Here is a 4,606-nt window from a genome sequence, read left to right on the forward strand (position 1 = left end):
CCCACTCCCCCCCCCCCCCCCCTACCTACACCTCCGTGCTGTCGTCGGCAGCGTCAGATGTGTATAAGTGACCGCCATTGGTCATCACAAAACCCAGCACCGGCTTGGTCATTTGCCGCAAATCCATATGGCCGTTAGTGCCCTTTTTCATCAAAGCGACGGAAGCATCCACCCCTACCGTCCAACCCTTGCTTTCTTGAAAGTTTTTCAGCGCCTCATCCGTCATGAACAAGATCACCTGGGCTTTGGATTGCGCACCGGCTTGAAAACCCACCGATGCCGTCATCGTGCTGTAATAGCTATGAGGCTGACCTTTCACTTTCAACACGCCGCGGCCATATTCGCCCCCCACCATCAGGCCAGCGGCCAACACCTTGGGAAACACCAATACGCCCTTAGCCTTGGATACAATCTGTTTAGCTTCTGGCGTCTGCTCATACAGTCGATCCAGCACTTCTTTGGTGGCGGCATTGATTTGCTGCTTATCCGAAACCGCATGAGCGCTAGCCTTATTCTGGCCGGTCTGAGGGCTGGCGCAGCCGGTGGCCAAACCGCCGGCCACCATCATCGCCAACAACAGTTTTTTTCCATGCGCAGTGGACGGCTTCCATTTTTTAGAGATCATATCTACCCTTCTAAACATTCAATCCAATCACAAGTTTGCCACTTGACAAACGGTACACAGCCATTGTCAGCAGCAGGCGCCATTTGGCGCAATCGGACACTTCTTAAATAGCCGTAGCCTGCCGGGCAGATATTTCCTAAAACAAAAAAAGAAAAAGCCGGGCTAACCCGGCTTTTCTATTTGCGTTTGGCAAAGGACTTATACGTCATTCTTCAACATAAACAACTCACGGTCTGATTTGATGCCCAGCTTCTCAAATGCCGCCTGTTTTTGGGTGCTGATGGTCTTCACGCTGCGGGCAAACTTCTGCGCAATCTCCGACACCGACATGCCATCCAGATAGCAACGGATCACCTCCCGCTCCCGTGGAGACAGCTTGGCCAGCAAAGCGTCCATGCCAAATCCGCCAGGCATGGGCGCCGCATCGTCCGCGCCCTCTCCGGGCAAGTCGTCCGGCCAGGACTGATAGCCATACGCCACCAGGCGTATGGCTTTGGTGATGTCCATGGTGGACGCGGACTTGTTGATAAAGCCCTGGGCGCCGGCGCGCTGCAGCACCGGCTTGGCCGCCGGCACATCCAGCGCCGACACAATCAACACCCGGCAGGAAGGGAAGCGCGCGCACAGGCTCTGCACCAGCAATAAACCGTCCACCTCGTCCTTGCCCAGCGCGTAGTCCAGCAACACCACATCGGGCGCTTGCGCGCGCATGGCGGCGATCAGATCCGCCACCCTGCCAAAGCTGCCCAGCACCTCCACATCGTCCAGCTTGGAAAGAAAAAACATAAAACCGGCCCGCACCACATCGTGATCATCCAGCAGCATCAGCTTGATCTTGCTCATCCCCTACCTTTCGCCTCTTGCCTGTCCGCAACGCGGGTCAATGCCGCATTCGATTGCAGCAAATCCAGCAACTCCTCTCCTCGCATCGGCCGGTACAGGCCATAACCCTGGCCCACCACGCAGCCTATGGCCTGCAGCATGCTTTGCTGCGCCTCATTTTCCACGCCTTCGGCCACCACGGTCATGCCCAGCCGCTGGCCCAGCTCGATGGCGGAACGCACCAGCTCCCGGCACACATCGGAGCTCTGCATGTTCTGCACAAAGCTGCGGTCCAGCTTCAGCTCGGTAAACGGAATATCCGCCAGAATCCGCAAGGTGGAAATGCCTACGCCGTAATCGTCAATCGCCAATCCAAAGCCGCAGGCGCGCAAGCGGTTCAATACCACCATCAGCTCCACGCTGTGCTCTATATGCACATTTTCCGTCAACTCCACCTTCAACAGCGCCGGCGCCAGGCCGGCTTCGCGCCAGCAGCGCTCCAGCCGCTGCGGCAATTGCGGATCGGACAACACCGTTGCCGAAGCATTGACCGAAATCGGCAGCTGTATGCCGCCAGCCAGCAAGCGGTGCTGCATGGCGGCCACCTGTTCCACCACGCGGAAGAACAAGGTCTCCTCAAGGCCCAGTTCCGAAATCAAAGAGATGAAGCGCGATGGCGGCAAAACGCCCACGCCGGGGCGCACCCAGCGGATCAAGGCTTCCGCGCCCTGGCAGCGGCCGTCGTCCAGGCTCAGTTGCGGCTGAAACCACGGCTCAAACTCATCGCTGTGCAACAGCGCGGCGCGCACCGTGTCGGCATCAATCGGGGCCTCCGGGCGGGCGGCGCGCGGCAAACCGCCGGCGTGCAGGATGGCCACCGTCTCGCTCAGCGTGTCCTGGCACTCCGGCAAGCGCAGGGGCTTGCACATCACCTTGACGCAGTCAAACCCCGCCTCCTGCGCCATGCGCATATGGGAAAACAACATGACGCTGTCCACAGAGCTCAACCAGGCCAGCACCGGCAGCCGGGCCAATTGGCCGTTGAGGAAACGTTCGCGCAGCAGCAATACCAGCTCGCTGCCGCCGCCGCCCGGCATCATGATGTCGCAAATCACCAGGTCCGCGGCGTCGCGGCAGCAGCAATCCACGGCAGCGCGCGGGCTGGGATGCAGGCGCGGCTGGGCAATGCCGGCCTTGCGCAACAAACGCCGGACATGCTCGCGCTCCACCGGGTGATCATCCACCACCAACACCTTCAGTTCCGACACATCCATCTCAGGATACCTTTTCATCACCGCGCCCAGCCAAGCCCCTTCCACTACCATAGGCTCAATGGTTCCGCCCGTCCCGCGCCAGGCTGCAGGCCTTGCGTTCCTCCGCCTCCCGCGCCTGGATGATCCTGGACGTATCATCGCTGGCCGGCAGCTCAAAGCCCATATCGTCAAACGCCTTGAAGGCGGTCAGGCGGTAGCCAGCCAGCTTGCCGTCCACCGGCACCTCAAACCCCAGCTTCTGGCCCGGCGCCACCGGGCCAAACGCCTGCAGGCGGTCGCCCAGCGGATGGCAGGCCGCATCGCGCATGGACACCACCACATAACCATGGTCCACCGGCTGGTCGCCCTGGTTCTGGATGGTGCCCTTCACCACAAACTGGCCATTGGCGCCCACTCCCATATGAAACAATAAATGCGGCTTGGCCTCCGCCTGCGCCGGCGCGGCCGCCACACCCATCATGCTAGCGCACAGCGCCAGCACCATAAACCGCCGCGCCGGCCGCCGACGCGTCATGTTCTCCGTTTGCCGCCTCATGCTGTCCTTCCTTTCCTTGCCGCATGGCCTGGCCCCAGCGGCCAGCCGCCGCGCCGCTGCCATGCCGTGATCCGCCGCACCGAGATTTTCAATGGCCGCACTTGGCGAACAAAACGCCACGCGCCTACCTCATACATCCGAGCAAACAAACCTTCACGAAACAACACGATGCCGCTATCGTGCTGCTGTACGGCCAAACGCTCACTCCATTGCAAACCCATCGTTCTCCCCAAAGCCCCGCCAGGCTCACGCCCGGCGGGAAAACAAAGTATCAAGAAACAAGAATCAAGTTCTAGCGGACACACGCCAGACGAGTGATGTAGCTGTCGGTGCTGCCGTAGACGTTGCCGTTGTCCAGGTAGACGTGGTAGTGGCCGCCGCGGTCGTTGGGCGTGGACGACCAGTAGCCGCTGTTGCCACCGCTGGTACCGCCCGTCGGCCAACCGTAAACAGTGTTGATGGCATTACCCGGATAGCGCTTGTACAGGCTCACTAGCTCGTCTTTTGTTGGCAAGCGCATACCGCTGTCTTTACATAGTTTGTCCGCTCCGGACCAGTTCTGTCTCTTGCTATCGTCCTTTTTCGACATCAATACGAAATCTCCAATATCCGGTACGTTCAATACCGGCGCATCGGTATCCACGTTGGGCTTCACCGCCTCGCTCATGAACTGAGTCGCCGTGCTGCCGCTGACGCCCAGGCCATTAACCGGCTTCACCGAAACCTCCATGATTTTGCCCAGGTCGGCCGAACCCAGCTTATAGGCCTGCACTTTGCCGCTGCTTGGCACTAGGTTGCCGCCTCCGGCCGGCGCCACCACTGCCGCCGTGCTGCCCTTTGTTCCCCAGGCATAGACCGACTTGTCGGTACTATTGCCGCCGTTAGCCATGAACTGGTAGCTGGCATTCAACGTCTCGCCTTCCTCAGCCTTGCCGCTGATGGTCAGGTTCCGCGCCTGCGGCTTGGCATTCGGATCGAGCGGCTTGCCGTTGTCGCCGCCCTCGGTTTCGTTGCCGCCGCCTTCGTTCTCAGACATCGAACCATCGGTCGCCACCTTGACGGTGTTACCCACCGCATTGGCCCCGTTCTTCGCCTGCACGCCCACTTCCAGCACCTTGCCGGCATCCGCCGCCACGATGGTGTGCGCCGGCACGACGCCCGACTGGGCAATCACTTCACCCTTGGCCGCATCGGTCTTGCCCTTCTCGCCCCAGGCAAACGTCGACTTGTCGGTACCGTTGCCGTTGTTGGCATCAAACTGGTAAGTACCGGTCAGGTCCTTGCCCACTTCGAGCGGACCCTTGACCTTCAATGCCTTCACCACCGGCTTGGCAGACGGATCGATCGGCT

At 60.3% G+C, this 4,606-nt stretch carries 5 protein-coding genes; all 5 read right to left on the bottom strand.

Annotation, left to right across the window (positions count from 1 at the left end; all coding sequences use genetic code 11):
* Positions 1 to 823: 823 nt before the first annotated feature.
* On the bottom strand, positions 824 to 1,468 hold the full coding sequence (locus tag JHD59_RS21550; RefSeq protein WP_199155770.1) for a response regulator transcription factor: 645 nt from the start codon (positions 1,466 to 1,468) through the stop codon (positions 824 to 826).
* Positions 1,465 to 2,739 carry an EAL domain-containing protein gene (locus tag JHD59_RS21555; protein ID WP_199155771.1) on the bottom strand — a complete coding sequence of 425 codons (1,275 nt, stop codon included), beginning with the start codon at positions 2,737 to 2,739 and terminating at the stop codon, positions 1,465 to 1,467. The genes JHD59_RS21550 and JHD59_RS21555 overlap by 4 nt, the downstream gene beginning before the upstream one ends.
* 37 nt (positions 2,740 to 2,776) lie before the next feature.
* Complete coding sequence (locus tag JHD59_RS21560; RefSeq protein WP_199155772.1) at positions 2,777 to 3,256, bottom strand: FxLYD domain-containing protein; 480 nt, start codon at positions 3,254 to 3,256, stop codon at positions 2,777 to 2,779.
* Complete coding sequence (locus JHD59_RS21565) at positions 3,253 to 3,477, bottom strand: hypothetical protein (RefSeq protein ID WP_199155773.1); 225 nt, start codon at positions 3,475 to 3,477, stop codon at positions 3,253 to 3,255. Before JHD59_RS21565 ends, JHD59_RS21560 begins: the two co-directional genes overlap by 4 nt.
* A gap of 71 nt (positions 3,478 to 3,548) precedes the next feature.
* Positions 3,549 to 4,606: DUF823 domain-containing adhesin (locus JHD59_RS21570; protein ID WP_199155774.1), on the bottom strand; the 1,058-nt coding region annotated here is incomplete at its 5' end.

Origin of the sequence: Chromobacterium sp. ASV23, from assembly GCF_016428945.1 — a bacterium.
Classification (GTDB): Bacteria; Pseudomonadota; Gammaproteobacteria; order Burkholderiales; family Chromobacteriaceae; genus Chromobacterium; species Chromobacterium sinusclupearum.